This window comes from Micromonospora endophytica, assembly GCF_003236305.1.
GTDB lineage: Bacteria > Actinomycetota > Actinomycetes > Mycobacteriales > Micromonosporaceae > Micromonospora > Micromonospora endophytica.
Window position 1 is genome coordinate 1 of record NZ_POTX01000414.1, and the last position, 3,038, is coordinate 3,038.

General features: G+C 71.6%; 3 protein-coding genes. 2 read left to right on the forward strand and 1 reads right to left on the reverse strand.

All coding sequences use genetic code 11. From position 1 onward, the window contains the following. The first annotated feature begins 35 nt into the window (after window positions 1–35). Window positions 36–1,592 carry a glutamine-hydrolyzing GMP synthase gene (gene guaA / locus C1I93_RS29930; RefSeq protein ID WP_111246593.1) on the forward strand — a complete coding sequence of 519 codons (1,557 nt, stop codon included), beginning with the start codon at window positions 36–38 and terminating at the stop codon, window positions 1,590–1,592. A 4-nt stretch (window positions 1,593–1,596) separates the two neighbouring features. On the opposite strand, the gene C1I93_RS29935 is transcribed toward guaA, so the two are convergent. After that, the gene (locus tag C1I93_RS29935; protein WP_111246594.1) at window positions 1,597–1,947 is read right to left on the reverse strand and encodes a PspC domain-containing protein; all 351 of its coding nucleotides are present in this window, start codon (window positions 1,945–1,947) and stop codon (window positions 1,597–1,599) included. 144 nt (window positions 1,948–2,091) lie between these two features. Here C1I93_RS29935 and C1I93_RS29940 point away from each other — a divergent pair. After that, window positions 2,092–3,038: NUDIX hydrolase (locus C1I93_RS29940; protein WP_111246595.1), on the forward strand; the 947-nt coding region annotated here is incomplete at its 3' end.

A 3,038-nucleotide genomic window follows, 5' to 3' on the forward strand; every position in this document is an offset into this window, starting at 1 on the left:
GGGGTGGGGGGTGACGGTGGGTAGGCTTTCTGCACATGAGCCTGCCGCGCCCTGTCCTCGTGGTCGACTTCGGTGCCCAGTACGCCCAGCTGATCGCCCGCCGGGTACGCGAGGCGAAGGTGTACTCCGAGATCGTCCCGCACACCATGCCCGTGGCCGAGATGCTGGCCAAGGAGCCGGCCGCGATCATCCTCTCCGGCGGACCGTCGAGCGTCTACGAGCCGGGTGCGCCGCAGGTCGACGACGGGTTGTTCCGGACCGGCGTGCCGGTCTTCGGCATCTGCTACGGCTTCCAGGCGATGGCCCGGTCGCTGGGCGGCACGGTGGCGCACACCGGCAACCGCGAGTACGGCGGCACCCCACTGCGGCCCCGCCTGCTCGAACCGGGTGTGCTGCTCCGGGACCTGCCGGCCGACCTGCCGGTCTGGATGAGTCACGGCGACTGCGTGACGGAGGCGCCGGAGGGCTTCACGGTGACCGCCGAGTCGGCGGGTGCGCCGGTCGCCGCCTTCGAGGACCTGGCCGGTCGGCGGGCCGGTGTGCAGTTCCACCCCGAGGTGGGGCACACCGCGTACGGGCAGGAGATGCTCACCCGCTTCCTGTACGAGATCGCCGGAATCGAGCCGACCTGGACGCCCGAGAACATCATCGACGAGCAGGTGGCCCGGATCCGGGCGCAGGTCGGCGACAAGGAGGTCATCTGTGGCCTGAGCGGTGGGGTGGACTCCGCGGTCGCCGCCGCGCTCGTGCACAAGGCCGTCGGCGACCAGTTGACCTGCGTCTTCGTCGACCACGGCCTGCTGCGCGCCGGTGAGGCCGAGCAGGTGGAGAAGGACTACGTCGCCGCCACCGGCATCAAGCTGAAGGTGGTCGACGCCGCCGACCGGTTCCTCGGCGCGCTGGCCGGGGTGACCGACCCGGAGCAGAAGCGCAAGATCATCGGTCGGGAGTTCATCCGGGTCTTCGAGGCCGCCGCCCGGGAGATCGCTGCGCACGGCGACGTCGAGTTCCTGGTCCAGGGCACCCTCTATCCGGACGTGGTCGAGTCCGGCGGCGGCACCGGCACCGCCAACATCAAGAGTCACCACAACGTCGGCGGGCTGCCCGAGGATCTGAAGTTCGCCCTGGTCGAGCCGCTGCGCACGCTGTTCAAGGACGAGGTCCGTACGCTCGGCCTGCAACTCGGCCTGCCCGAGGCGATGGTCTGGCGGCACCCGTTCCCCGGACCCGGCCTGGCCATCCGGATCATCGGCGCGGTTGACCGGGAGCGTCTCGACGTGCTGCGCCGGGCCGACTTCATCGCCCGCCAGGAGTTGACCGCCGCCGGGCTGGACCGCGACGTCTGGCAGTTCCCGGTGGTGCTGCTCGCCGACGTACGCAGCGTCGGCGTGCAGGGCGACGGGCGCAGCTACGGGCATCCCGTGGTGCTGCGCCCGGTCTCCAGCGAAGACGCGATGACCGCCGACTGGTCCCGGCTGCCCTACGACGTGATCGCCCGGATCTCCACCCGGATCACCAACGAGGTCGCCGAGGTGAACCGGGTGGTCCTGGACGTGACGAGCAAGCCGCCGGGCACCATCGAGTGGGAGTGACGCCTCAGCCGGCCGGGTCGACCGGCGGCTGAGGCATGGTCTGGGGGGCCGGCTGCGGCGCGGTCTGCGGGGCCGGCTGCGGCGGAGGGCCGGCCGGTGGGGCGTACGGCGCGTGGCCCGACGGGTGCGGCCAGGCGGGCGCGCCGGACGGCTCCTCGGGCATCAGGAACCACATGATCGGGTACGCGAGCGCGGCGATCCCGCCGGTCAGCAGCGTGGCGACGGCGAAGAGGACGCGGACCAGTGTGGGGTCGACGCTGAAGTAGCGGCCGAGCCCGCTGGCCACACCGGCCACCATCCGATCGGTGGTCGGGCGGCGTAGTTGCTTGTACGGGGCCTGTGCGGTGGAAGTCATGCCTCCACGGTCCGCGCTCCGGCCGGCATCGACCTCGGTGACCGCCCGGATCCATACCCTGAACTGCTCCTCAGGGGGGAGTGATCAGTCAGGAATCCGACTCTTTTCCGCGTCGGTAACCCGTCACGAGGAGAATTTGGCCCCGTGACCACCATGCTGGAGCCGCTGCGCAGGATCGCGGCATACGCAGTCTGTACTGATTCGGTAGACCGAGTGTTGCTGGTCCGCGCGTCGGAGCGCTCCGGCACACCCGGTACGTGGTCCCTGCCCGGCGGGGCGGTTGACCACGGCGAGGATCCACAACACACAGTTGTCCGAGAGACCGCCACCGAGACCGGTCTGTCGGTGGCCGTGGCCGGCCTGCACGACGTGCTGGCCGACATGCGGGCCCTGCCCGAGCGGGGCATCACCATCCACACCGACCGCCTGCTCTACCGGGTCTCGGTGCGGGGTGGTTCGCTTACCGACCGGGTCGACCGGCCGACCGACCTGGCCCGCTGGTTCACCCTGGACGAGGCGCGGCAGTTGCCGCTGCGCTCGTTCACCGCACGTGCTCTCGGGCTGCCCGCCGCCTCGGCGGACATCGTGCCCGACGAGCCACCCGAGTTTCCCTCCTTCTATGCGGTGCCCAATCCTGACGGGCTGCACCGGGCGCAGCGCTTCGCCGCGTACGCCGTGGTGACTGACCCGGACGGGCGGGTGCTGCTGACCCGGGTCTCCGACGGCTACCCGGGCGCGGGCTGCTGGCACCTGCCCGGTGGCGGCACCGACTACGGCGAGCAGCCGGGCGCGGCACTGATCCGGGAGCTGGTGGAGGAGACCGGCCAGACCGGACGTCTCGTCGAGTTGCTCGGCGTGGCCAGCCACCGGGACGCGGCGTCGCTCGGCCCGGAGGGGTACCCGATCGACTGGCACGGCGTACGCGCCTTCTACCGGGTCGTGGTCGACCAGCCCGCCCCACCCACTGTCGGCGACGTCGGCGGCTCCACCTGTGAGGCCCGCTGGTTCGCCCGCGACGAACTCGGCGCCCTCCCCACCGACCGCCTCACCGAGGTGACCGCCGAAGCCGTCCAAGCCGCCCGCCTCACCTG

Bases quoted from the DNA above. Each gene is read 5' to 3' on its own strand.
- guaA (WP_111246593.1), top strand. From the start codon at position 36: ATGAGCCTGCCGCGCCCTGTCCTCGTGGTCGACTTCGGTGCCCAGTAC.
- C1I93_RS29935 (WP_111246594.1), bottom strand. From the start codon at position 1,947: ATGACTTCCACCGCACAGGCCCCGTACAAGCAACTACGCCGCCCGACC.